The following is a 25,854-nucleotide window of genomic DNA, read 5'->3' as shown; positions in this document are numbered from 1 at the left end:
AGTGCATCTTTTTTTAAACCTCCATAATGATCGGAAGGATCATCGGACGGCGTTTCGTTTTTTCATATAAGAACGGCGCAAGCGTGTCTGTAATCTCATTTTTGATTTCAGACCATTGAGTCGTTTTTCGTTCCATCACTTTTTGTAAGTGGTTTGAGATAAGCTCTTGAGCGTCATTGATCAAGTCGCCAGATTCTCTCATGTACACAAATCCTCTGGAAATCAAATCAGGTCCCGCTGAAATCTTAAAGCCATCCATGTCAATGCTGACAACCACAATGACAAGACCTTCTTCAGAAAGAATTCTGCGGTCACGAAGCACGATATTCCCAATATCACCGATACCGCTTCCGTCAATGTATACTGAACCAGACGGGATTTTGCCGGCAACTGAAGCTTCATCGCCTTTAAGCGCCAATACTTCACCATTATCCATGATAAAGCAGTTTTCTTCAGGGATGCCGCAATCTGTTGCAAGTTTGACATGCATCTTTTGCATTCTGTACTCACCGTGAATCGGCATGAAGAATTTAGGCTTGATTAAACGAAGCATCAGCTTCTGTTCTTCCTGTCCGCCGTGACCGGATGTATGGATATCATTAAGAGGTCCGTGAATAACCTCGGCCCCCGCACGATACAGCTGGTTGATCGTCCGGCTCACGCTGATTGTGTTGCCTGGGATAGGGGATGAAGAAAATACGACTGTATCCCCAGGATTAATTGAAATCTGGCGGTGTGTGCCGTTTGCAATTCTTGATAATGCCGCCATCGGTTCCCCTTGGCTTCCTGTACATAAAATTGTTACTTTATTGGCAGGCAAACGATTGATTTCGTTATGCTCAATAAATGTATTTTTAGGACAGTTAATATATCCGAGAGTTTGTCCGATTTCGATAGCCGATTCCATACTGCGTCCAAATACGGCAACTTTTCTTCCATTTATTACAGCAGCCTCAATTACCTGCTGCAAGCGATGGATATTCGACGCAAATGTAGCGAAGATAATTCGGCCGTCTACCTTGCGGAAAATGTCATGAATGCTTTCTCCGACACGGCGTTCAGACATAGTGAACTCTGGGTTCTCACTGTTTGTGCTGTCTGAAAGGAGGCACAGAACGCCTTCTTTTCCGATTTCGGCCATTTTCGTCAAGTTTGCTGGCTCGCCGACTGGAGTAAAGTCGAATTTGAAATCTCCAGTATGTACGATGTTTCCTGGCGGCGTCTTTACAACTATACCGTAGGAATCCGGAATACTATGTGTTGTTCTGAAGAATGACACAGCCGTTTTGCGGAACTTTACGATATCATCTTCACCAATAATGTTCAGTTTCGTCTGTCTTAATAATCCATGCTCTTCAAGTTTATTCCGAAGTAAGCCGATCGCGAGTTTACCGCCGTAAACAGGAATATTCACTTGTCTGAGCAGGTACGGAATACCGCCAATGTGGTCTTCGTGCCCGTGGGTGATAAAAAGCCCTTTAATTTTATCTTCATTTTTGACTAAATACGTGTAATCAGGGATAACGTAGTCAATGCCGAGCAGTTCATCCTCGGGAAACTTGATCCCCGCATCAATCAGCACAATTTCATCCTGAAATTGAACTGCATACGTATTTTTACCGATTTCGCCCAAACCTCCGAGGGCGAAAACAGCAGTCTGATCATTTTTTACAAATTTCATACCGCTCATAACTCCAATACTTTAAAATTTTCGCTCTGTTGTTCATATTCTAAAAATGCACCATCAACAGGTGTGATAAACTCAATATTAAATTTCTTCTCTTTCAGCTTTGTTCTGACGTCACGTTCAGATACGCCTTCAACATAAAGTGAATCTGTCTTTTCCCGAACAGGTACTTCGTCAGCCTTTTCTTGATAAAATACCTTATAAATCATCCAAATCTCTCCTTAAATGCCGTATGTTAGACTCGCTTACTCTATTATATTCGAAAACGGAATATAAGGAAAGCCTTGAGCAAAATAAGGATCTCTCGAAAAGTGAAAGATCCCTTGTCAGGCAATGGCTTTCTTGCGGAGCATTCCGTTCCATTGTTTTCTGAGTTTCTTTCTTAATTTGCGCAGCATTTGTCAGTCCCTCCTTTTATAAACATTTGTCCAGAGTTCTTTTATACAAATAGTATACGGAGGTTGAGGAAGACTTTTCGTGGTTATTAATGGAATTTAATATGATTTTTGAATGAAATAGTTTGCTGAATGGCAATCTTTTTGTATGATGAGGGTGGGAATTGCAGATCAAGACGATAAAGGGGAAGTTACAATGGATTCAAAATTAATCTTTTTTGATATTGACGGTACGATATATGATCATGACAAGAATATACCGGAAAGTACGAGAAAAACGGTAGCGGAGCTGCAACGCCAAGGGCATCATGTGTTTATTGCCAGCGGGCGGTCTCCTTTTTTGGTTAAGCCGATTTTGGAGGAGCTGGGCATACACTCATTTATTTCCTATAATGGGCAGTATGTTGTCTTTGAAAATCAAGTAATTTATAAAAATCCGCTGTCTGAGGAGGCAATCAGGCGATTATTAAAGCAGGCGGGAGAGGGCAAACATCCTGTCGTGTTTATGGCTGAGGACACGATGAAAGCGACTGTTGCGGATCACCCTCATGTTTTGGAGGGAATCGGCAGCCTTAAAACCGATTATCCAGAAACTGATGACCTTTTCTATGAAGGTAAAGAAATTTTTCAGCTTCTTTTATTTTGCCAGGATGAAGAAGAAAAAGCTTATGCCGCTTTTCCTGAATTTGATTTAGTGCGCTGGCATGAGTATTCGACTGATGTTCTGCCGCATGGAGGTTCGAAGGCGGAAGGGATCAAAAAAGTGATCGAGCGTCTACCGTTTGATATCAGCGATACATATGCTTTCGGCGACGGATTAAACGATCTGCAAATGATTGAGTATGTCGGGACAGGTGTAGCTATGGGAAATGCTGTTCCTGAATTGAAAGAAATCGCGGACTTTGTAACAAAGCCAGTAGACGAGGATGGAATTGCATACGCTGTGAAAGAATTAGGTCTTTTAAAATAAAGAAACGGCTGGCACTGTGCCAGCCGTTTTTCTTTTTAGCGCTCAATCGCGATTGCATTTTCAGGTTCTTTGAAAGGATTCTCCTTATCAATATGATCATAGAACATAACGCCGTTCAAATGATCAATCTCGTGCTGAAACACAATAGCCGGAAATCCTTTTAAACGGATATCAATGTTTTCGCCTTCAAGGGTTGTTCCTTTTACTCTGACGCGAGCATAGCGGGGAACATAACCGGGAATCGCTTCATCAACAGACAGGCAGCCCTCGCCGCTTGTTAAGTAGCTTTTTTCAACAGAGTGGCTGACGATCTTAGGATTAAACAAAGCATAGCTGTATAACTTACCGGAAGCATCTTCCGCATGAACAGCGATCATTCGTTTTTTGATATTAATTTGAGGAGCTGCGAGCCCTACGCCTGGACGCAGCTTGTATTTTTCGGCTAATTCAGGATTTTGGCTGTTCTTAACGAATTCGATCATGTCGGCCAGCTGCTGTTTTTCTGCATCAGTCGGAGGCAGTTCAACAGGTTCGGCTGTCTCTCTGAGGGCTGGATGGCCGTCACGTACGATGTTTTCCATAGTAATCAAGAAACTTCACTCCTAAAGCTTAATATGTAAATTATATCGGATTTCTTCACAAAGGTGCAACGAAACAAATGACCAGCCGAAGATGGCTGGTCAAGTTCAAGCTGTGTAATTAGCAACAGCCTCCGCCTAAATAAGCAGCTCCGACAATGATTAACAGAATGAATAAAACAACGATTAGCGCAAAGGTGCGGCCGTAGCCATAACCGCCATATCCGTAACCACCATAACTGCAGCAGCCTCCGCCGTAACCATATCCATACATATTACAAAACCTCCTCTTTTAATTACGCCAGAGCCTTTAGAAGTAGGCATAGCGTCTACTATAACCTATGTAAAAACAAAAAAGTTGTATGGTCATCCGCCTTGTTTTCTTCAACTTTTTGCGCGATCTTTATGACAATTCACTGACGGGTACATCCGAAGTTCTAGAAAAGTAATTGTGACTGAACTATTGTCAAATGGCGCTTAGACATCTATAGTGGAAAGTGTCTGAAATTGGGGGATTTAGTATGAAAAATTTTCTGAAACGAATGTGTGTGGGCATGGGAGCAATTGGGGCAGTAAGTATACTGCTTACCGGTTGTGGAAAGCAACCGTTTGAAATGCTTCATGATTCGCTGGAAAAAACCGTACAATTAGAAAAGCCGTTTCAAAAAGAACAAAAGGCTTTAAAAAGATTGGAAAAAAAAGAGCATAAGCTTTACGACAGCGCGCTTAAACTAAATATAGATGATTACCAAAAAGTTGTCTCAATAGCTAATCAGGCTCTCAGTAATGCAAAACAGCGCAAGAAACACTTGGAAGCAGAAAAAGATAGTATTATGGATTCTAAAAAAGAATTTGAATCAGCAAAAAAATCAGCTGAGGCAATTAAAGATAAGAAAGTAAAAATATTAGCGAATCGAGTAATTGTATTAATGGAAAAAAGATATGCCTCTTATGACTCGATGTATCATAACTATAAAAAGGCTATTTTATATGAAAAAGATCTATACAATCAGATAAAGGATAAAAAGACGACATTCGTTCAACTTGCAGAGCAAATTGATAAAGTGAATTCAGTTTACGAAAAAGTGTATAAACAAACGGAAGAATTCAATACTTCTACTGATGATTACAACAAAGAGAAAGAAAGACTGTTTTGTAGGTAACATAGGGTGAATTAATATTAAGCACATAAGTTGATACTAGATGAGCTAAGCTGCCCGTAAAAAGGCGGTTTAGCTAAGATTGATATGTATTTGATGTTGACAATGTGTAAATAATATTCTAGAATTCATTTAGAGATAAACCGACATAAAACCAATCGTTGTTGCGGCACGTTGGGGAAAACTCATTATGTATTCTAGTCGAAAAAAATAAAATTATGAATTGAATTAACTTAATATTCTGATAATTATTGAATGAGAGTCTAATTGATCGATGAATTGTACCGTTTTGCAGTTGGCCGCGAATTTCATTCAAACATAAACTTTAAACCTTTTATTCAATATAAAAGGTTTTTTTTCTGTTTTCAAAGTTGGTAGCGCTTAAATCAAAGAGGATTCTGGGGAGATAAAATAATATGCAAAAATCCAACATTTTTATGTTTTCAGGGCAAGGGTCCCAATACTGGGGAATGGGCAAACAGCTTTTTAGAACGGACACAGTTTTTTGGGAAACAATGCACCGGCTTGATGCCGTTGCTATCGAGCTTAAGGGGTACTCAATCATCGAATATATATATGACGAAAAAAGGAGAAATTCTAATTTTAGCAATATACTATACTCTCATCCGGCGATTTATATGATAGGATACGCTGCTGCACAAACATTGATCCAAAAAGGTATCGAGCCAGACGGAGTTATCGGAATGAGTTTAGGAGAATTTGCGGCAGGAGCTGTGGCGGGAATACTGTCGCCTGAGGATACGATGGAGTGTGTTTTAAAACAGGCGGAAACTTTAGAAAAATACTGTCAGCAAGGCGGAATGATGGCTGTGCTGGGTGAGCCTTTGTTATATGAAACTGAGGATTTTTTGCGCCGAAACACCAGTTTGGTTTCGGTAAATGGCCGTAATCATTTCGTTATTTCCGGAGAAATAAATGAATTAGAGCAAGTTTCCTCTTTAATGCAGAAAAAAGGAATTGTAAGTCAAAAATTGCCTGTTTGTTTTGGTTTTCATTCCGAATTGATTGATGGTGCGGCACGAAAGTTTAAAGAATATATGAAACATATAGTTTTAAAAAAACCAAATATTACTTTTATCTCTTCGTTGTACGGTAAGGAACTGAAAAATATTCCAGAAAACTACTATTGGGATGTAATAAGAGAGCCCATTCGATTTCTGGATGCAGTTGATTTTAATGAAAAAAGAAACCCAGCATTCTATATCGATATAAGTCCCTCCGGCAGTCTTGCAGGGATTGCCGAAGAGAGTGCTGCAGATTATTCAAAATCGTCGTTTCATGCAATGTTGAGTCCGTTTGGAAATGAGATCAATCGCATGGGACAGATAATCAAACGTATTGAAGAACAAAGGCAGAAATATGGGACAGGAGGAGAAAAACAAATGCTAGCTTATGTTTTTCCTGGGCAGGGTGCACAATTTAAAGGAATGGGTGGAGACATATTTAATGAGTTTAGTGATCTGGTTCATAGAGCAGATGCTATTTTAGGGTATTCCATAAAGGATTTATGCCTATCAGACATAGACAACAAGTTAACTGATACGAAATATACACAACCTGCGATTTATACAGTGAGTGCACTTCAATATTTAAAGCTCAAAAAAGAGGGGAAAGCATCCCCGGATTTTACAGCAGGACACAGTCTCGGCGAATATACAGCTTTATTTGCAGCGGGTGTCTTTGATTTTGAAACAGGACTCAAATTAGTTGCAAAAAGAGGAGAGTTAATGAGTGCGTCTTCACAAGGCGGAATGGCGGCTGTCATTGGACTCAATGAAAATAAAATAAGAGAGGTCCTTAAACAGTTTAATTTTGATCAAATAGATATTGCTAATTACAATACGTCGTCTCAAATTGTGATAGCAGGGGCAGTCGAGGACATAAAGCGGGCAGCCGTATATTTTGAACAAGCGGGGGCAACGGCATATGTTGTTCTGAAAGTCGGGGGAGCATTTCATTCTCGTTTTATGGAGGATGCGAAAAAGCATTTTGCCAAATTTATCGAACCCTTTCAATTTTCGAAATTAAACATTCCGGTCATATCAAACTATTTAGCTAGACCTTATAAGCAAGAAGACATTAAACATAACTTGATTGAACAAATAACACATTCAGTAAAATGGACTGAAAGTATCAGATACCTAATGGGACAAGGTGTAACTGCTTTTAAAGAGGTTGGACCGGGCAACATCCTGACGAAGTTGACACAAACCATTCAAAAAAATGAGCTGCCAATTATCATCAATGCACCTGAGGTCGTTGATTCTATTCCTGAAGATGATGATATAAATGCTGGAATAGAGCTGACGGCAGAAACCATCCCAGAGAAAGGATCCACCGAGGAAAATACTCCAGAATCTCAACTGGGAGATCAATCTTTCAAAAATAATTATAATTTGAAATATGCATATTTGGCAGGGGGCATGCATAGAGGAATTTCTTCAGCTGAAATGATCATCCGTCTTGGTGAAAAAGGAATGATGGGTTTTTTCGGAACTGCAGGCTTAGAAATTGAGGATATTGAGCAAGCGATTATTTCGATTAAGAATGGACTCGAAAAAAATCAGTTTTATGGAATGAATATTCAATCGGAACCAGATAATCAAGATAAAGAAAAACAGCTGATTGATTTATATATAAAACATGATGTAAGGGTAATAGAAGCGTCTTCGTACCTTTCCGTTAATGAGGCATTAATTTATTACAAAGCGCAACAGCTAAAGGAAGACAAAGATGGTCAAGTCATGCCTTATAATCGAATCATTGCAAAAGTGTCCCGACCGGAAGTTGCAGCGGCGTTTCTGAGTCCAGCTCCTGCAAACATAGTCGAGAAAATGGCCGAACAGGGCATTTTAACTTCACAACAAGTAGAATGGTTAAGCCGAATTCCTGTAGCTGAGGATATGATCATTGAAGCGGATTCCGGCAGTCATACTGACCAAGGAGCATTATCAGTTATGCTTCCGTTTTTTATGAGAATGCGTGACGATTTGATGAAAACGAATAACTATAAAAAGAGAATTAGAATTGGAGCTGCCGGAGGTATAGGAACTCCCGAAGCAGCAGCCTCTGCTTTTTTAATGGGAGCTGATTTTGTTATGACAGGGTCTATCAATCAATGTACAGCTGAGTCCGGCACAAGTGAATCTGTCAAAGAATTATTGAGTGAAATAGAAATACAGGATACTGCTTATGCACCTTCCGAAGCTATGTTTGAGTACGGCGCAAAGGTTCAGGTAATGAAAAGGGGAATGTTGTTCCCTGTCAGAGCAAATAAATTGCAGCAATTGTATCAGCAATTTCAGTCTCTCGATGAGATAGATGATAAAACAAAGATCCAGTTAGAAACTAAGTATTTCAAAAAAACTTTTGATGAAATCTATGAAGACATTAAAAGAACATATCCAAATCTAGTTGAAAAAGCGGACCATAATCCAAAATTTAAGATGTTATTAATTTTTAAGTGGTATTTGCGAAAAGCCAGTTTGTTTGCATTGGAAGGGGACGAAAAAAGAAGGGTGGATTATCAGGTGCATTGCGGTCCGTCTCTGGGTGCTTTTAATCAGTGGGTGAAGGGAACAGAATTAGAAGCATGGAGAAACAGGCATGTTGGGGAAATTGGTGAAAAGATAATGATTGAAGCAGAAAACTTACTAAGGCATCGATTGAACACGATATTTCAATAAAGAGAGGGGCTGCTCGAAACGAATGGTTCATCATTTGAATAAAAAGACTGGGAGACATAATTCGTATAAATCATCTGATATAGCAATTATAGGAATTTCATGCAGATTTCCTGATGCTAATAATTATCATGAATTCTGGGAGAATATACATAGCGGTAAAGATTCGATTCGAGAAGTGCCGCTTGAACGGTGGAACCCTGAACAATATTATTCTGCTGACATCAACATTCCAAATAAAAGTATCAGTAAATGGGGAGGATTTATTGAACAGGCCAGACACTTCGACCATAAATTCTTTCATATTTCTCCCCGTGAAGCAAAAAACATGGATCCTGAACAAAGAATTCTATTAGAGGAGACATGGCGCTGCATTGAAGATTCAGGAGTATCATTGAGTGAGCTTCAGGATAAAACTACTTCTGTCTTTACAGGTATTATGAACTCTGACTATCGTCAGATGGGCTGTGCTGATTCGGAAATAGACAGCTATGCTTGTCTGGGGAGCTTTGAGTCTATTCTTTCCAACCGCATTTCATTCGCATTTGATTTTACAGGAAAAAGCATGTCTGTAAATGCTGCATGCGCGTCATCGCTTGTTGCTCTGGATGAAGCGGTTAGATCACTGAGGGAAAAGGAAAGCGATTTTGCCATTGCTTCGGGTGTGAATTTAAATTTTCAGCCTTGGAAATACATATCATTCTCAAAGGCCAGAATGCTGAGCCCCGATGGTAAATGTAAGAGTTTTGACGCGGCTGCAAACGGCTATGTTCCTGGCGAAGGCGCTGGAGTTTTATTGATTCAACGACTGGATGAAGCAGTAAAAGCCGGTCATCATATCTACGGTATTATTAAAGGAACAGCTGTAAATCATGGGGGGAAAACCCGTTCAATTACTGCGCCCAGTGTGGATGCTCAATGTCAAGTCATTTTAGCTGCTTTAAAAAGTGCCAATGTAGATGCTTCAACGATTTCTTATGTTGAAGCACACGGCACGGGAACATCTTTGGGCGATCCAATCGAAATTGAAGCTTTGACAAAAGCGTATATGCAATATACTGATCATACACAATATTGCCGGATCGGAAGTGTCAAAACGAATATCGGTCATTTGGAAGCAGCAGCCGGTATGGCAGGATTAATTAAAGTGTTAATGATGATGAAACATCGAAGGATACCGAAAACGCTAAATATAAATATGGTGAATCCAATTATCCAATTTGAAAAAACACCATTTGTTCTGGCAAGAAATTCATGTGATTGGCAGGCTTCGGACGGAGAACCGCTTAGAGCGGGAATAAGTTCTTTCGGCTTTGGGGGCGTTAACTCTCATGTCATTATCGAAGAATTTATACACAAAGAAGTATTAAAAGCAAGCTGTAACGGTAAAATACAACCGTTTCTTTTCTCTGCAAAAAGTGAAAAAAGCATGGAGCAAATGTTACAGCAGTGGAAATCATTTTCCGGCGAGCCCGAGGAATTTCAAAAATGTTCACATGAAGAAATTAGCAGCACGCTTCTGACCGGCAGAGCAATGTTTGAGTATAGAGCAGGTATATTAGCAGACAGCAAGGCCGAATTAAGTAAGCATATTGAAAATGGACTGACGATTCATAAGAAAAATGATTGTAAGTGGATACTTGTTATTGGTGACTTAAAGTGGGAAAGCTACAAACAATTTACAGTGATTAAAAGGGTATTCCCTAATATAGAAAAAGAAGTAGAGAAAATGCTGCAAGGCATTTCGACTGAAGATTATACATTTAAAGAGAAATGGACAACTGAAAAATCCAGACTGTATTCTGTAGTTATCAATACTGCAATAGTAAAAAGCATGCTGACTGCAGGTTTTAGACCAAGCGTTATTACCGGTGTTGGAGACGGGTATTTTATTGCTCTTGCTGTAGCCGGTATACTAAAAATTGAAAATGTATACGCTTTTATCGCGAATGTTGAGAAGACAGCGGCATTATTTTGTGATCCGCCGGCCATTCCGTTTCTGAGTCCGTATACCGCAAAAACCTATTTTCCAGTTCAGTTGGATGAGAATTATATCAGGGTGTTACTGAATGGTATTCATTTCTCAGTTGAATCTGCGATTCATTTACGGAAAAAAGCACAATTACTTCTTAAACATCAATATACATTTAAAGGCTACATAGAGGAATGGGAAAAGTCGGCGCACTCTCAGCAAATCAGTGTCTTGAAGAATATTATTGATGAATCAGGATTTAGCGGAGAAAAGCTGACGGATGAGGAAGTAGTAACGTTAGTAGCAATCCTTGCTTCTTTGCAAAGACTCTATAAGAAATGGGATTTAACAGAGCAAGAAGGCTTATCAGAAAACCGATATTCTCAAGAACTCTTGTACCTAATTGATGACGGTGTGCTGTCTAAAGAGCTTGTTATGAGCATGTTATTGAAGCAACCGGAAGGAATAAAACAGGCAGTTAAGTATTTACAACAGGCACCGTCCGATTTTTATGAAAAAGACCGATTTCCATTAATGGCTGATCACAACCAAATACAGGATTTAAATCAAGAGATAACTGACCTTGTTCTAAAAATATCGGAAAAAACAATTGAGCCGAATAGAGATATTGAAATTCCTAACTTTTTCACCTTTCAATTCGGAACCTTGCCTCTTGCGATGAATATTAAGCATGAAGCATATTTTGAGCCCAGCAAATCGGCTGATGAGTCTCTTTATCAGGTGTTTATGCAAATGTGGCTAAAAGGAGAAGAGATTGTTTGGGCAAGACTGGGTGATCACAATAAGAAAAAAGCGGTTTTGCCTGTTTATCCATTTGAACGCTATCATTTTGATTTGAAATCTGAAATATCAAAAACAGACGCATTTTCTGTGGAGAATATAAAGCGGTCATTATATGCATCGGTATGGAAGGAATCACCGTTGTCGGAAGTTCTCACTGATGGACAAAGGGGTACGATTTTGCTTTTTTCGGATCATAAAAGGTATTCGGAAGTATTGCAAGAGAGAGAGAACTCATTTGTATATCTTGTCACGAAAGGTGATCGTTTTGAGCAAATAAGCGATGATGTGTTCACAATAAATAGAGAAAACCCTGAAGATTATATAAGCCTGATTCGATTGTTAAAGCAAAAAAATGCAGTACCTGATTCGATTTTGCATGCATGGGCTGACAAACAATCAGAATTTGATGAAGCATTGCAAACAGGAATATACTCCGTTTTTTACCTGACAAAGGCATTAATAAGTGAAAACCTTATAAACAAGGTGCGGCTTATATATGTATTCAGTGATGATAAGGAAAAGAGACTGCCCTGTTTTGAAGGGATCGGCGGTTTTTTTAAGTCAGTAAAGCAAGAATATCCTGAGCTATGCTGCAAGGCGATTCGCTTTACAAATAGCTCAATGTCAACTTCGTATTCTGAAGAGTCAGATGTCTTATACAAAGAAATAGATGCAGCCCCGGACCATAATATAAACATTATGTACAAAGACGGCGTAAGGCATGTCCAGGTATTAGAGAAGAAAACTAAAACGAACTTCTCCCCAGTCCAATATCCCGGAAAAGATAAAGTGTACTTAATTACAGGTGGATTAGGGGGGATTGGCAGTAAAATTGCTGAGTATTGTGCAAAATCCGAAACATGCACAATCATCCTGTCAGGACGTTCTCCATTAAGCGGGAAAAAACAGAAGCTGTTGGAATATTTAAATCAATTTAATGCGAAAGTCTTTTATATGCAGGCAGATATATCAGATAAAGAAACCGTAATAAAACTGGTCGATGATATTATGGAACGATATTCAGGCCTTAGCGGGATTATTCATTGTGCGGGAGTTATCAGAGATTCATTCCTTTTTCAAAAAACAAAGCAAGAGCTTTCAGAAGTCATAGCTCCGAAAGTGCATGGAACGTTGTATTTGGATAATGCAACGAAGGAGATTGACTTGGACTTTTTCGCTGTTTTTTCATCAGTGGTCTCTATTGCAGGAAACGAAGGTCAGACTGATTATGCATATGCAAACAGCTTCTTGGACTACTTTACTGAGTATAGGGAACAGAAGCGTCAAAAATCTCAGCGTAACGGACGTACTTTAACAATCAATTGGCCGTTATGGAAAGAAACCGGAATGGGAGTGGGTATATCAGATCAGGCGAGAACATCACTTTTTCGTGATTCCGGTCTTGAAGAATTGTCTTCTGAAGATGGGGCGGATTGGTTCGCCCAGATTGTGATGTCCGGACAGCTGCATAATATTGCAGTCTGCGGAGATTCAGACCGTTTTGAACAATTTATGGAGCAGCGATTTCAAACGAATTACACACAAATAAGCGACACAACTCAGTTGGCTTCCGATGATGTGAAAATACAAACGAGATCATTTTTAGCAAGCATTATTTCAGCCGAAGTTGGTGTTAAACCTGAGGAAATAGACCATTCTGTGCACTTAGCTGAATATGGGATGGATTCGGTCATGATACATCAATGCAATTCAAAGTTGGAGCAGGCTCTAGGAGCTATTTCAAAAACGCTTTTATTTGAGTTCCAGACCATCACAGACTTGACAGACTATCTCATAAAGGAATATCCGGATCGGCTGGAAAGTTTATTTCCTGCGAAAGAGAAAGAAAAACCAATTCAGAGTTCTCCAGCTGTTAATCCGGCTCAATTACATTTTGCGCCTGTAATGAAGGAGAAAGAAAAACACGATGGTATAGCTGTCATCGGCATAAGCGGGCGATATCCCGGTGCGGAGAACATCGAGGAATTATGGGATGTATTATCTCAAAAGAAAGATACTATCACAGAAGTTCCGATAGAACGCTGGGATGCCCACGCTTATTATGATTCTGATCCTGCTAAAGCCCAAGAGGGAAAGATTTATTGTAAATGGGGCGGTTTTTTACCGAGTGTAGATTCATTTGATTCTTTGTTTTTTCATATATCGCCAAGAGAAGCAGAAGCCATGGATCCTCAGGAACGTATCTTTCTGGAAACTGTGTGGAAGGCGTTTGAAGATTCGGGGTATACCCTGAATCGTTTGCAAAAAACAGCGGGAAAACATGTTGGGGTTTTTGCTGGAGTCACGACTAATTCTTATAAACTGCTCGGTGAACGAATACCGACAGATAAAAATACTGTGATCCCAAACTCGTTTCCATGGTCTCTTGCGAACAGAGTTTCTTACACATTTGATTTTACAGGGCCAAGTGTACCTGTTGACACAGCTTGTTCTTCATCATTAACTGCAATCCATATGGCGTGTGAAAGCTTAAAAAAAGGTGAGTGCTCTATTGCTGTTGCCGGGGGAGTTAACTTGTATTTACATCCGTCGGACTACTTGTACCGCTGTCAAATGGGGATGCTTTCAAAGACAGGGCAGTGCAGGAGCTTTGGTGCAGGGGGTGACGGTTTTGTACCCGGAGAAGGTGTAGGAGCAGTTATTCTGAAACCGCTGAAAGATGCAATACGGGATAATGATACGGTGTACACAGTGATTAAAGGGACAGCAATCAACCATGGAGGGAAAACGAACGGTTATACCGTTCCTAATCCAGCAGCTCAAGCAAGCCTTATTCAAGAGGCTCTTGCTGCAGCTGATTGGAGCGCAAGAAGCATCGGCTATATTGAAGCCCACGGCACAGGTACCCCGCTGGGTGACCCAATTGAAGTCAGAGGCTTGACAAAAGCCTTTAGAGAATATACGGACGAGTCATCATATTGCTCGCTTGGGTCCATTAAATCAAACATAGGTCATCTTGAAGCAGCAGCAGGTATTGCTGGCCTGACAAAAATCATATTACAGATGAAATATAAAAAAATAGCTTCCACACTTCATGCTGAGCCAATACATCCAGATATTCATCTTGACGAGACACCGTTCTATCTTCAGCAGGAAACATCTGAGTGGGTGAAGCTTACTGATGAGAAAAATCCCGAAAAAACATACCCAAGGCGAGCAGGACTAAGCTCTTTTGGAGCTGGTGGGTCAAATGCACATATCCTTGTTGAAGAGTACGAGCCTCCTGAAATTTCTGATACCAGCTGGCAGGAAGGTGAAGAACTTATTGTACTTTCAGCAAAACATCCGCTAAGTTTACAAGAGTATGCAAAACAGCTTGCAGGGTATCTCCAAAGGGCCAATCAAAAACATGACCATTCTCTACTGCAGGCAGTTAAGGAAGAGTTTAAACAAGCAGCTGAAAAATGCGGCGTTGACATAATGACTGCGAAAAGCCTTGATTGGCAGTCAGACCTGTTCATGTCATGGATTGATGAAATTTATAATTTTTACAATTTAAGAAGCAGGCAGCCGCAAGATACAGAAGATTTTACGGCAGAACGCTTTTTGGAACAAAATAAGAAACAAGTCAGTGATTTTTACGAGCAAGAGGGACTTTACAAAAACGTAGGTCTTTCAAATATTGCTTTTACGCTCCTGAATGGACGTGAGCCTATGTCTGAAAGACTCGCCATTATATCAAAAGATGTCTATGATTTAATCTCTAAACTGAATAAGTACATTAATGGGGAAACAGATCAAAGTATATTCAGAGGAAAAAAGATCAATCAGAAGCGAAGACAAAAACAAAACGGTATACAAATGAAGGCGGATAAACGAACAATGGCAGAGATGGCTGAATATTGGGTCTCAGGGGGAGATTTGGCATGGGAAGATATCCATATTGAGCGAGCTGCAAGCAAAATTGCGCTTCCCACATATCCTTTTTTAAAGAATAAACTTTGGGTTTCGAAGTCTGTTCATATGCAGAAAAAAGAATTGGTCGATCCAGACCCTTTGTTTAATTTTTCAGAGGGAGAAAGCCGGTTTAACAAAAAGCTGTCAAGTTCTGATTATTATCTGAAAGACCATATCATAAATGGCGAGTTTGTTTTACCGGGAGCTGCGGTCATTGAAGCCGCAAGAGAAGCAGCAGAGAGATTAAATGGAAAACAAGTTGTGAAGTTGAGTCAAATCGTATGGTCACTTCCAATCACCGTTCAGGAAGAAAAGACAATTGCTATTGATCTGTTACCCAATCAAGAAGGCAGCAGCAGGTTTATAGTAAAAAGTAATTTGCATTCTGAAACCGCTGTTCATTCACAAGGTAAACTTAAGTTCTACGAGGCAGAAGCAGCACGTGAAATAGAACGATTTGAATTGAATAATTTGCTAAAGGAGCAAAAAAGCACAATCAATGGTGATGAGTGCTATAAGAGCTTTAAGCAGGCAGGCTTGGACTATGGTAGCAGTTACCAAGTGATTAAGCAGCTGTTTATCCTTCCAAACGCGGTTCTTTCACGCATATCTCTTGCTGACAATCTGCAGTTAAATGGAGCCAGAGGAATGCTGAATCCATGTTTGTTAGACGGTATTTTCCAGTCAACTATCGGATTTACGCTTGAGCATGATGGCGGTCAAGTGGCATATGTGCCTTTTGAATTAGGAGAGCTGGAGATTTTGAGTGCTCCTTCGGATAGCGGTTATGCTTATGTCATACCAGCTGATGAAAAGAATGTTTCATCTGTAAAAAGATTCAATATTATGTTTATGGATGATAAAGGCCAAGTAAGTTTGAAACTGAGAAACTTAGCTCTCAAAGCACTAAAGAGCCCACAGCACAATCAAATTGTAAAAACGGAGCATTCTATCAGTTATTATAAGGACAAATGGGTTCAGGAATTTAATCACCATTCAGATGAAATCTGCCGTTCAAACACCTGTTTGGCTTTTGTGCTCCATGACGATATAACAGAGCAGCACATTCGCAATGCGTATGAAAGCATTGGCCTGAAGCTAATCTTTGTCCGAGCTGGGAACCAATTTAAAGAAAAGGGAATCTATTCATATGAGCTGAATAGTCATAAACTTGACGATTACAAGACACTGCTGGGGATTCTTACGCGAAGGCAAGTAACAATCGGACATGTGGTTTTGTTTGGAAAGAGTCCCGAAACGAAAATCTCGCATGATATTAAAAGTAAACTTGATGAGGCTGTTTTTCCGGTTTTCTATATAACGAAAGCACTTATGTCAGTGAAGCCAAAAAATAAAATAAAAATATCTCATGTGTTTTTTACAGAAAAAAATCAAGTTTTACCTTATCAAATGGCGTTAAGCGGTCTTTTTCAGGCGCTTCATCTAGAACAGCCTATGATTACAGGGAGAAATATTGAAATATGCAGCGGGCAGAAGTTGCTACCGAATGGCCTTTTCCCGGAGTTGGACTGCATCGTAAAAGAAAGTGTTGCTAGCGACAGCGGCTCCACAGAAATCAGATATGTAGATGGAATCAGATACGTGAAGAAGTCCGTCGGTATTAAATATACGAACGGCATTTCAAAAGTTGAAGTGGAAGAAAATGGAGTTTATCTCATTACAGGAGGAGCAGGCGGACTAGGACTGATATTTGCCAAGCACCTTATACAAAAAGGCAGAATAAAGATAGTGTTGATAGGGAGGTCAGAACTTTCTGAGGAATCTGTCAGGCGTATAAAAGAACTGGAAGCCTCCGGATCGGAAATTTTTTATGTTAAGACTGATATTTCTGAGGAAAAAAATACCGCTGATCTGATAAATCTTATAAAAAGCAAACTAGGATCTTTAAAGGGCATTATACACAGCGCGGGCGTTATAAGAGATTCATTACTCATTAACAAACGTGAAGAGGATGTGAGAGCTGTCTTAGCAAGCAAAGTACATGGTACGATTTGGCTTGATCAGTACACTGAAAAAGAGCCACTGGACTTTTTTGTCCTGTTTTCATCAACTAGTGCAAAAATAGGGAATGCGGGACAGACGGATTATGCTTATGCTAATCGTTTCATGGATTATTTTGCGGAGCTGAGAGTAGCTGAAGACAAACCTGGAAAGACACTCTCTATTAATTGGCCGTTATGGAAAGAAGGCGGCATGCAAGTTGACAGACACTCAGAGAGATTTCTATATGAACATTTTGGGATGTTGTCCTTAGGTGAACAAGAGGGTCTATCAGCATTTGATAAAGCAATGACAGGGTGTGAACATCAAATCATGGTATTTAGCGGCAATGAATTAAAATTGGAGCGAATCATAGGTATCGCCGAAGAAAAAGGTAATAGAGAAGCCATTGAAGAAAATAATGAGCCAGATAGAACTATATCTTCACTGAAAAACACTTTGGCACGCATTATATGCACCGTATTGAAGATTAATGAAAGTGAATTTGATTTTGAGCTGCCTATAAGTGAATATGGATTTGATTCAATTATGTTTACAATGCTGGGTAATGAATTAAACGAATCATTAGGAATTTCAATAATGCCATCCCAGTTTTTTGATTTTTATGATTTTTATGAATTGCTTGATTATATACATGATGAATGTTCACAAGAACAGGTGCAGAATAATCTATTAGATCATGAGAATAAGAACACCAGAGAATATCTGAAAGAGGAAATTGCACATATCATTTCAGCTCTTTTGAAGATAGAAAGGCAAGAAATAGAAGGAGAAACTTCATTTGGTGAATACGGGTTTGATTCTATCACTTTTACAAGGCTTGGAAATGAAATTAATCAAAGGTATGGAACAGACCTGCTGCCTTCCATTTTCTTTGAATACAATTCGTTAGATGAAGTTGCAGGTTATTTAATAGATCAGTATGGGGACAGTTACAGTTTTTCAACCGATTCTTCTTCCAAAACAGACGCTGAAAAAACAGACGAAGTGGAACCGTCTTTGGATTATGATGACGGATATGCTGATCTTGATCTTACCTCTTCGGAAGAAAACAGTGAAGCAGAAGGCACGTTAAATGAGCCTGTTGCAATAGTGGGGATAAGCGGACGATTCCCTCAATCAGACACAATAGAGGAACTTTGGGAACAAATCGAAAAGGGCCGTGATTTGATTACAGATATTCCTGAAGACCGCTGGGACTGGAGAGAATTTGATGGTGATCCGATAAAAGAGAGAAATAAAACGAATATAAAAAGAGGGGGATTTATAAACGACGCAGATAAATTTGATCCCTTGTTTTTCGGAATTTCTCCTGCGGAAGCAGAATTAATGGATCCACAGCAAAGGATTTTTATAGAGACAGTTTGGAAGGCAATAGAAGATGCAGGTTATAAACCTTCTGATTTGGCAGGGACTAAAACCGCTGTATTTGCAGGTGTTGCTACAACAGACTATGCTGAACGTCTCAGTGAAAATCTTACCCCGATTCAGGCACAGACAGCTACGGGCCTAAATCATTGTATATTGGCGAATCGAATCTCTTATCTGCTGAATATTACGGGCCCAAGCGAACCGGTTGACACGGCTTGCTCCAGTTCATTGGTTGCGCTGCATCGTGCGGCAGAGGGAATTCAGAGGGGAGAATTTGACATGGCCATTGCAGGGGGCGTTCATATTATGACAAGCCCGACCCTGTTTATAGCTTTCGACAAAGCAGGTATGCTGGCAAAAGACGGAAAGTGTAAAACGTTTGATAGAAGAGCGGACGGCTATGTGAGAAGTGAAGGAGCAGCGGCGGTATTGCTTAAACCGCTCAGTAAAGCACAAGCGGATGGGGATCACATATATGGCCTGATTAAAGGAACAGCGATAAACCATGGGGGACACGCCAATTCCTTGACTGCACCAAATCCGAAGGCGCAGGTAGATTTATTAACTGAAGCTTGGAGGAAAGCCGGTGTCAGTCCTGCAACGGTCGGATATATTGAAGCTCACGGGACAGGGACAAGCCTTGGCGATCCAATTGAGGTAAACAGCATTGTAAAAGCATTCAAAACATTATATGAAGAATGGGGCATTCCTTTTACTGAACAAAAGTCTTGCGGGATAGGCTCCGTTAAAACAAATATAGGTCATTTAGAAACGGCTGCTGGAATAGCTGGGGTGATCAAAGTATTATTGGCGTTTAAGTACCAAAAACTCCCTGAGCTTGTTAATTTTTCTGAACTTAATCCATATATCAAACTAGATGGCACACCATTTTATATAACAGATACAAATGAAAAATGGAAAAGAATGAAAGATGAACTGTACGCTGACATACCAATGCGAGCAGGTGTTAGCTCTTTTGGATTTGGAGGTGTAAATGCACATATTGTTTTAGAAGAATACAGAGATAAGAACAGGAGAATATCGGAAAGTGGAAGAAACCACATTTTTGTGTTGTCAGCGAAAACCAAAGATCAATTGCTCGACTATATTAAGCTGATGATTCAGTATTTGGATCATGCAATCAGAAAAGAAGTTTCGGTTAATCTGACTGATATGGCAAGTACGCTGCAAAACGGGCGCGAAGAAATGGAAGAAAGAATCGCTATATGTGCTTCTGATATAAGAGAGTTAAGAGACAAATACATCAGCTTCCTTGAGTTTAACAAGAAACAAGAAGGCGTATTTATCAATGAAAATAAAAAGAAATACACAGTTATAACTGAAGAGCTTCTTCTAGAGGCTATTCAAAGCGGTAAAGAGGAATTGGTGGCTCAATGGTGGGCCGAGGGAGCAAAAGTGAATTGGCGGCAAATATTCAATAAAACATATAACAAAATGCCGTTGCCATCCTACCCCTTTGCAAGGGAGAGTTACTGGTTCAGACAGAAAATCAAAAACGTTGAACTGGAAAAGCAGCTTCACCCTTTGTTAAGCGAAAATTTGTCAACTTTAAAGAGCTTGAAGTTTAAAACAAATATTACCGGCTCTGAATTTTTTATCACTGATCACCTTGTTTCTGGGCGTCCTGTTTTACCGGGAGCAGCATATCTTGAAATGGCTCTTGTCTCCGCGGAAATAGCTGCTGAGAGCACTATATGTAAGATTAAAGATGTCGTATGGAACAAACCAATTACCTACGAAGGAACACCGTTTCACATCTATTCAAGTCTTCAAATGCAAAAAGATAAACTGAATATAACAATCTGCACAGGAGAGCCGGGGGGTGAATTGCAAATCTGCTCACAAAGTATTGCAGAGTTCGAGGAATCAAATATTATCAGACCGCTTGAACACTTTGATATTGAACTGTTTAAACACAGCAGTGATACAAAAATTAGCCGCAAAGAATGTTATCAGCATTTTAGCAGAATGGGGCTGGATTATCGCTCTGGGTTTCAAACCCTGACCGCCGTCTACTGCAACGGTCAGGAGGTACTGGCAGAACTTGTGCTGCCAGAGCAGCTGAAAAACGATTTTAAGCATTTTAAACTTCACCCGTCATTGATTGACGGAGGATTTCAATCGGTCGCATTTTTGTTAAATGATAATGATAAAGGAAGTTTATATGTTCCTTATTCACTTGAGGAGCTTGTTATTTGTGGCCCGCTTGAGGAAAAATGTTTTGCACGTGTAAAAGAGACTGGATTTTGCACGTACAGCATCCAATTTATTAATGAGGACGGAGAAATTGCTGCAAGCATGAATAACTTTTCTGTCAGAAAAGTGAACGCGGGAGGATTACTGCCGGAAGACAGTGAAGATCAGACAATTCTTTTACTATTAAAACAACTGAAAAACGGTGAGCTTTCCGCTGACCAAGTCTATCAACTGCTGGAGGTAAAATAGTGCATATTAAACAAATACTTTCCTTGATTGAAGAACAGCAGATGTCTCCTGATACAGGATTAGAACTAATTCGCACTTACAGAAAAGAACAAATAAAAAATGGGACGGAGCAGCAATCGCAAGTTGCGTCCCAAACTGTCTTTTTTAAAAGAGATTGGATATCGTCAAAAAATGATGATGTACAGAAACAACAGGCGCCAAGAAGCATATTAATTTTTGATCGAGATAAACGACTTTCAGAATATATTAGTATGCTTTACAAAGATCAAGTGCATGTTATTCTCGTAACTCCTAATGTTTATTTCAGCTGTCCGGAGCAAAATGTATACACAATAGATCCGTCAAATGAGGCTCATTATGAAAACCTGTTTGCAGACTTGGAAAAAAGCAAATTTACACCTGGATGTGTTCTATATCTATGGAACAGCGCTGTTCCGGAATTAAGTGAAGAGTTGATTCATAAGGCACTTCTCAATGGGATTTTGCCATTGTTTGTTTTAACAAAGGCTTTAATAAATGCAAAATATGATAATACGAAATTATTGCATATGTATTGGACAAACGGTCAGATTCAGCCGTTTAATGAAGCGGTCGGGGGTTTTATAAAAACGGTAAATATGGAAAGCTCCAAATTGAAGGCGAAAACGCTTCAAATTCATAGAGAAGAGCCTAATTCAGATCCTGCCGCTTCGCAATTGTGGGAGATGGCATGTAATGAATTACAAAGTTTTCATTCAAATGAATGCGAAATTTTAATTGACTCTCACAGCAGGTATATTAAAGGAATGCAGCATGTTGATTTAGAAAATGCAAAGCCATTAGCTCTGAAGCATGTATCATATCATAAAGGCGGCGTGTATATCATTACCGGCGGTGCAGGAAAACTCGGTCTTATTTTTGCGGAACATATCGCGAACGAAGTTGAGGCGGTCATCATATTGACAGGCCGTTCAGCTTTAAGCGAAGTTCAGAGGGAACAGCTCAGAAAACTAAACGCAAAAGGGTCTTTTGTTGAGTATATACAGACGGACATATCGGAACGAATAAAGGCTGAGCAATTCATCCGTGACGTGAAACAGCAGCATGGCCAAATAAGCGGCGTTATCCATGCTGCAGGTCTCATTCAAGATTCTTTTATTGCTAAAAAAAATCTGAGTGAGTTTGTTGAAGTATTAAAGCCGAAAGTATTCGGCACGATTTGGATGGATGAGCTGACAAAAGATGAAAATCTTGATTTCTTTATTCTGTTTTCTTCTGTTGCTACGAACGGAAATGCCGGTCAGAGTGATTATGCGTACGCCAACAGTTTTATGGACAGTTATGCGATGTTCCGAAATCAGCTGAACAGAAATGGAAAGACACTTTCAATAAATTGGCCGCTATGGAAAGAGGGCGGAATGAATCTTGATGACAGTGCTGTTGTCCATTTGAAAGAGAAATTTGGAATGATTCCGATACATTCAACAGCGGCTTTTAAAGCTTTTGATAAAATGATGCAATCTTCATTTAGTAACATAATGCCTGTGGAAGGAGACCGGGACAAGCTCTTAAAAACAATCCCTTTCCGCAAACTGACTCCTTCAGACAATCAAACGGAAATAAAGAAAAACACTGAAGATAATGAAATTGTAATTAAGGATAAAGTTAATGATTATCTTATCAAAACCATTTGCAGTGAATTGAAAATCCCTAATCATAAAATAAATGCTTATGATTCTTTTGAAAAGTTCGGGATTAATTCACTGATAATCATGTCGCTTATATCAAAGCTTGAAGATACGTTCGGGGATTTGCCTAAAACGATCTTTTTCGAATACCGGAACGTCGATGAGCTTGCTGATTTCTTTCTGAAATCGTTTAAAGAGACAGTATTAAAAGAAGTTGGGATAGCTCAAATAGAAGCCGCACCAAAGCTGAAAAAACATACAAAAATGCAGCAGAAAAGACAGCCTACGCAAGCAGTGAGTGTAAATACACCAATTAATGAAGATATTGCAATTATTGGAGTAAGCGGCAGATATCCAATGGCAGATAATATTGTGGAATTCTGGGATTGCATCATTGGTGGAAAGAATTGTATTACCGAGATCCCTAAAGAACGGTGGGATTTTAGATCGGACTACAGTCCTGACAGAATGGACAGAGGGAAAATCAACAGTAAATGGGGAGGGTTTATTAATCGTGTTGATCAATTCGACCCGCTGTTTTTTCACATTTCCCATAAAGAAGCTGAGATGATGGACCCTCAGGAACGTATTTTTCTTGAAACCGCTTGGCATACGTTTGAAGACTCCGGGTATACGAGGGATCGGCTTGACGGTATGAGAACCGGGGTGTTTGTAGGAGCAATGTACGGGCAATATCAATTATTTGGTGCAGAGGAGACAGCAAAAGGCAATGCTGTTGCGCTCAGTTCTTTTTTTTCTTCTATAGCTAATAGAGTTTCATACTTTTTTAATTTCTCCGGACCAAGTATTGCTTTAGATACGATGTGCTCGTCATCTTTGACAGCCATTCATTTGGCATGTGAAAGTATAAAAAGGGGAGAAAGTGAGATTGCGTTAGCTGGGGGCGTAAATGTGTCCATACACCCGAACAAATATCTTTGGCTGAGCCAAGGGAATTTTGTTTCTACAGAAGGTCTATGCAGAAGCTTCGGGGAAGGTGGAAACGGCTACGTTCCAGGAGAAGGGGCGGGAGCCGTACTATTAAAGCCGTTACATAAAGCAATCAATGATCAAGACTGTATTTATGGTGTGATTAAAGGAACAGCTGTAAATCATGGAGGGAAAACAAATGGTTTTACTGTTCCAAATCCAAATGCGCAAGCTGAGCTGATCGCCGAAAACTTTAAAAAGTCAGGCATTAGTCCAAGATCCATCAGTTATTTGGAAGCACATGGAACAGGTACGTCACTTGGAGATCCGATTGAAATTGCGGGGCTGACAAAAGCTTTTGAACAATTTACCGATGATAAACAATTTTGTGCAATTGGTTCAGTTAAATCAAATATCGGACATTTAGAATCCGCTGCAGGCATAGCGGCGCTTACAAAGGTACTGCTTCAGTTTAAGCACCGAAAATTGGCGCCTTCCATTCATTCTGAGCGATTAAATACCAATATAAATTTCGAAAATACGCCTTTTTATGTTCAGCAAAAAGAAGAGGAGTGGCGTAAAGAAGCCGGTATAACTCATAGAAGGGCAGCGGTTAGTTCATTTGGAGCAGGGGGGGCGAATGCCCATATTATTCTTGAAGAATATGAAAATCATATTGCTTCTGTTAAAAATACAGGTAGCGGTCCTTATGCCGCAGTTCTCTCCGCAAGAAACGAAGGCAGGCTGAGGGAATACGCCCGTCGTCTTCTTCAATACACAGACCAGGAGACAGCCGTATCGGTCGCTGATATTGCTTATACACTGCAAACGTGTAGGGAGCCGATGGAAGAGAGAATTGCTTTTGTCGCATCGGATCTACATGAACTTAGGGGGAATTTAAAGCTTTTCTGTGATGAAGGAATAATTGGAGACAATGTATACAAGGGCAATGTGACTAAAGATTATGATAAAGTCTTTGTTTTCCATGATCGGAAAATGAAAGAACAATTCCTTAAAGCTGTTATGGAAAAAAGGGACGTCAGTGACCTTGCTAAGTTATGGTCTTACGGTGTTGATATTCAGTGGAGAAATTTATATGAAGATAGACCTAAAGCACGGCGGGTGGATCTTCCTTTGTACCCGTTTGCTGAGGAATCTTATTGGGTGCCCCGTGTTTCTGATGAAAAGCTTTCAGCATTGCAAAATAAAACCGTCTTGCATCCGTTGCTTGATTCTAACGAATCTACCCTTGAGCAGCAATATTTTAAAAAAACAGTAATGGAAAAAGAGATCTGGTTAAAGGATCATGTGGTGAAAGATAAGCATATTTTGCCTGCGGCGGTTTTTCTTGAAATGGCATGTGCCGCAGGAAATTTATCGTATCGCAGGAAAAAGGTCTCTGGTTTGAAAAACATTACATTTATTAGACCGGCAATGTTATATCAAGAGAGCGTAATTGTTTACTCCTTCATTTCTGTCGAAGACGGACGCATCCTTTTTAAAATGACGGCTGACGAAGATGCAGGTACAAAAGCCGTATTTGCATCAGGAGAATTAAGCTATGATGCTCATCAAAATGTCAAGCCCATAGAGAGTATTGATAGACACGAGATCATCAAGAGAAGCGCTTTTATCCATGAACATGATGAATGTTACCGACACTTCCGGGAAAACGGTTTTGACTATGGCCGCAGCTTTCAGTCAATTCAACGATTATGGGGCGGAGACACAGAAGCTCTGGCGCATTTAATACTACCTCAAGAAGCAGCACATACCTTTAATAACAATATACTGCCGCCGTCTCTGCTTGATGGGGCTTTGCAATCATTGTTTGGCATCACCGAAGGAAGAGAACGTGCTTTTGTATATGTACCTTATTCAATTGGTGAGATTTATATCCACCAGAAAGTACCGGAAGAATGCTGGGTGTATGCACGCAAAACAAGCCAAAAAGATCAATTTGAGTTTACTTACGATATTATGCTGGTGAATCATCAAGGAGACCTGCTTGTGCAACTGCAAAACGTAACACTTCGAAAAGGCGAGGTATTTTCAGATCGAGATCCGTATCAAAAGAAACAGGTTTCTTCCGTGACACAAGAAAAATTGACCGAGCTGCTCGGTCAATTGCAGGCTGGCGAGTTGACGACAGAGGAAGCTGATCATTTGCTTGCTCATATGCTGGATTAACACTGGATGTTCAACAATGT

Annotated in this window: 9 protein-coding genes; 5 read left to right on the top strand and 4 right to left on the bottom strand. The window is 39.9% G+C overall.

Annotated features, from left to right (window positions below):
• Positions 1–13 precede the first annotated feature (13 nt).
• Positions 14–1,681, bottom strand: a complete 1,668-nt coding sequence (gene rnjA, locus AC0C66_RS12200) for a ribonuclease J1 (protein WP_061187390.1) — start codon at positions 1,679–1,681, stop codon at positions 14–16.
• A gap of 5 nt (positions 1,682–1,686) precedes the next feature.
• On the bottom strand, positions 1,687–1,896 hold the full coding sequence (gene rnpZA / locus AC0C66_RS12195; protein WP_014113654.1) for an RNA polymerase subunit omega 1: 210 nt from the start codon (positions 1,894–1,896) through the stop codon (positions 1,687–1,689).
• Between the two features lie 382 nt (positions 1,897–2,278).
• Here rnpZA and AC0C66_RS12190 point away from each other — a divergent pair, with 382 nt between their 5' ends.
• The gene (locus AC0C66_RS12190) at positions 2,279–3,052 is read left to right on the top strand and encodes a Cof-type HAD-IIB family hydrolase (protein ID WP_072182640.1); all 774 of its coding nucleotides are present in this window, start codon (positions 2,279–2,281) and stop codon (positions 3,050–3,052) included.
• A gap of 35 nt (positions 3,053–3,087) precedes the next feature.
• Here AC0C66_RS12190 and def read toward each other — a convergent pair whose 3' ends face one another.
• Together def and AC0C66_RS12180 are read right to left on the bottom strand one after the other, a co-directional pair.
• Entirely contained in the window at positions 3,088–3,642 is a 555-nt protein-coding gene (gene def, locus AC0C66_RS12185; protein ID WP_072182639.1) for a peptide deformylase, read from the bottom strand.
• A gap of 109 nt (positions 3,643–3,751) precedes the next feature.
• Positions 3,752–3,904: a YjcZ family sporulation protein gene (locus tag AC0C66_RS12180; protein WP_003222298.1), complete on the bottom strand. Its 153-nt coding sequence runs from the start codon at positions 3,902–3,904 to the stop codon at positions 3,752–3,754.
• Between the two features lie 247 nt (positions 3,905–4,151).
• Between AC0C66_RS12180 and AC0C66_RS12175 the strand changes: the two genes are divergently transcribed.
• The 4 genes from AC0C66_RS12175 (at position 4,152) to AC0C66_RS12160 (ending at position 25,834) form a co-directional block, all read left to right on the top strand.
• The gene (locus AC0C66_RS12175) at positions 4,152–4,793 is read left to right on the top strand and encodes a YkyA family protein (RefSeq protein ID WP_072182638.1); all 642 of its coding nucleotides are present in this window, start codon (positions 4,152–4,154) and stop codon (positions 4,791–4,793) included.
• Positions 4,794–5,206: 413 nt separating this feature from the next.
• Positions 5,207–8,497, top strand: a complete 3,291-nt coding sequence (fabD, locus tag AC0C66_RS12170) for an ACP S-malonyltransferase (protein WP_072182637.1) — start codon at positions 5,207–5,209, stop codon at positions 8,495–8,497.
• A gap of 22 nt (positions 8,498–8,519) precedes the next feature.
• The gene (locus tag AC0C66_RS12165; RefSeq protein ID WP_461845727.1) at positions 8,520–21,047 is read left to right on the top strand and encodes an SDR family NAD(P)-dependent oxidoreductase; all 12,528 of its coding nucleotides are present in this window, start codon (positions 8,520–8,522) and stop codon (positions 21,045–21,047) included.
• Positions 21,047–25,834 (top strand): SDR family NAD(P)-dependent oxidoreductase, encoded by a 4,788-nt coding sequence (locus tag AC0C66_RS12160; RefSeq protein ID WP_461845728.1) that lies wholly within the window; start codon positions 21,047–21,049, stop codon positions 25,832–25,834. Before AC0C66_RS12165 ends, AC0C66_RS12160 begins: the two co-directional genes overlap by 1 nt.
• Positions 25,835–25,854: the final 20 nt, after the last annotated feature.

The organism is Bacillus sp. VA13, assembly GCF_055710085.1.
Note: the sequence above shows the minus strand (reverse complement) of the source record. Positions and strands in the feature narration are given on the sequence as shown.

Coding starts and splice junctions, on each gene's coding strand:
- rnjA (WP_061187390.1), bottom strand. CDS start 1,681: ATGAAATTTGTAAAAAATGATCAGACTGCTGTTTTCGCCCTCGGAGGT.
- rnpZA (WP_014113654.1), bottom strand. CDS start 1,896: ATGATTTATAAGGTATTTTATCAAGAAAAGGCTGACGAAGTACCTGTT.
- AC0C66_RS12190 (WP_072182640.1), top strand. CDS start 2,279: ATGGATTCAAAATTAATCTTTTTTGATATTGACGGTACGATATATGAT.
- AC0C66_RS12180 (WP_003222298.1), bottom strand. CDS start 3,904: ATGTATGGATATGGTTACGGCGGAGGCTGCTGCAGTTATGGTGGTTAC.
- AC0C66_RS12175 (WP_072182638.1), top strand. CDS start 4,152: ATGAAAAATTTTCTGAAACGAATGTGTGTGGGCATGGGAGCAATTGGG.
- fabD (WP_072182637.1), top strand. CDS start 5,207: ATGCAAAAATCCAACATTTTTATGTTTTCAGGGCAAGGGTCCCAATAC.
- AC0C66_RS12165 (WP_461845727.1), top strand. CDS start 8,520: ATGGTTCATCATTTGAATAAAAAGACTGGGAGACATAATTCGTATAAA.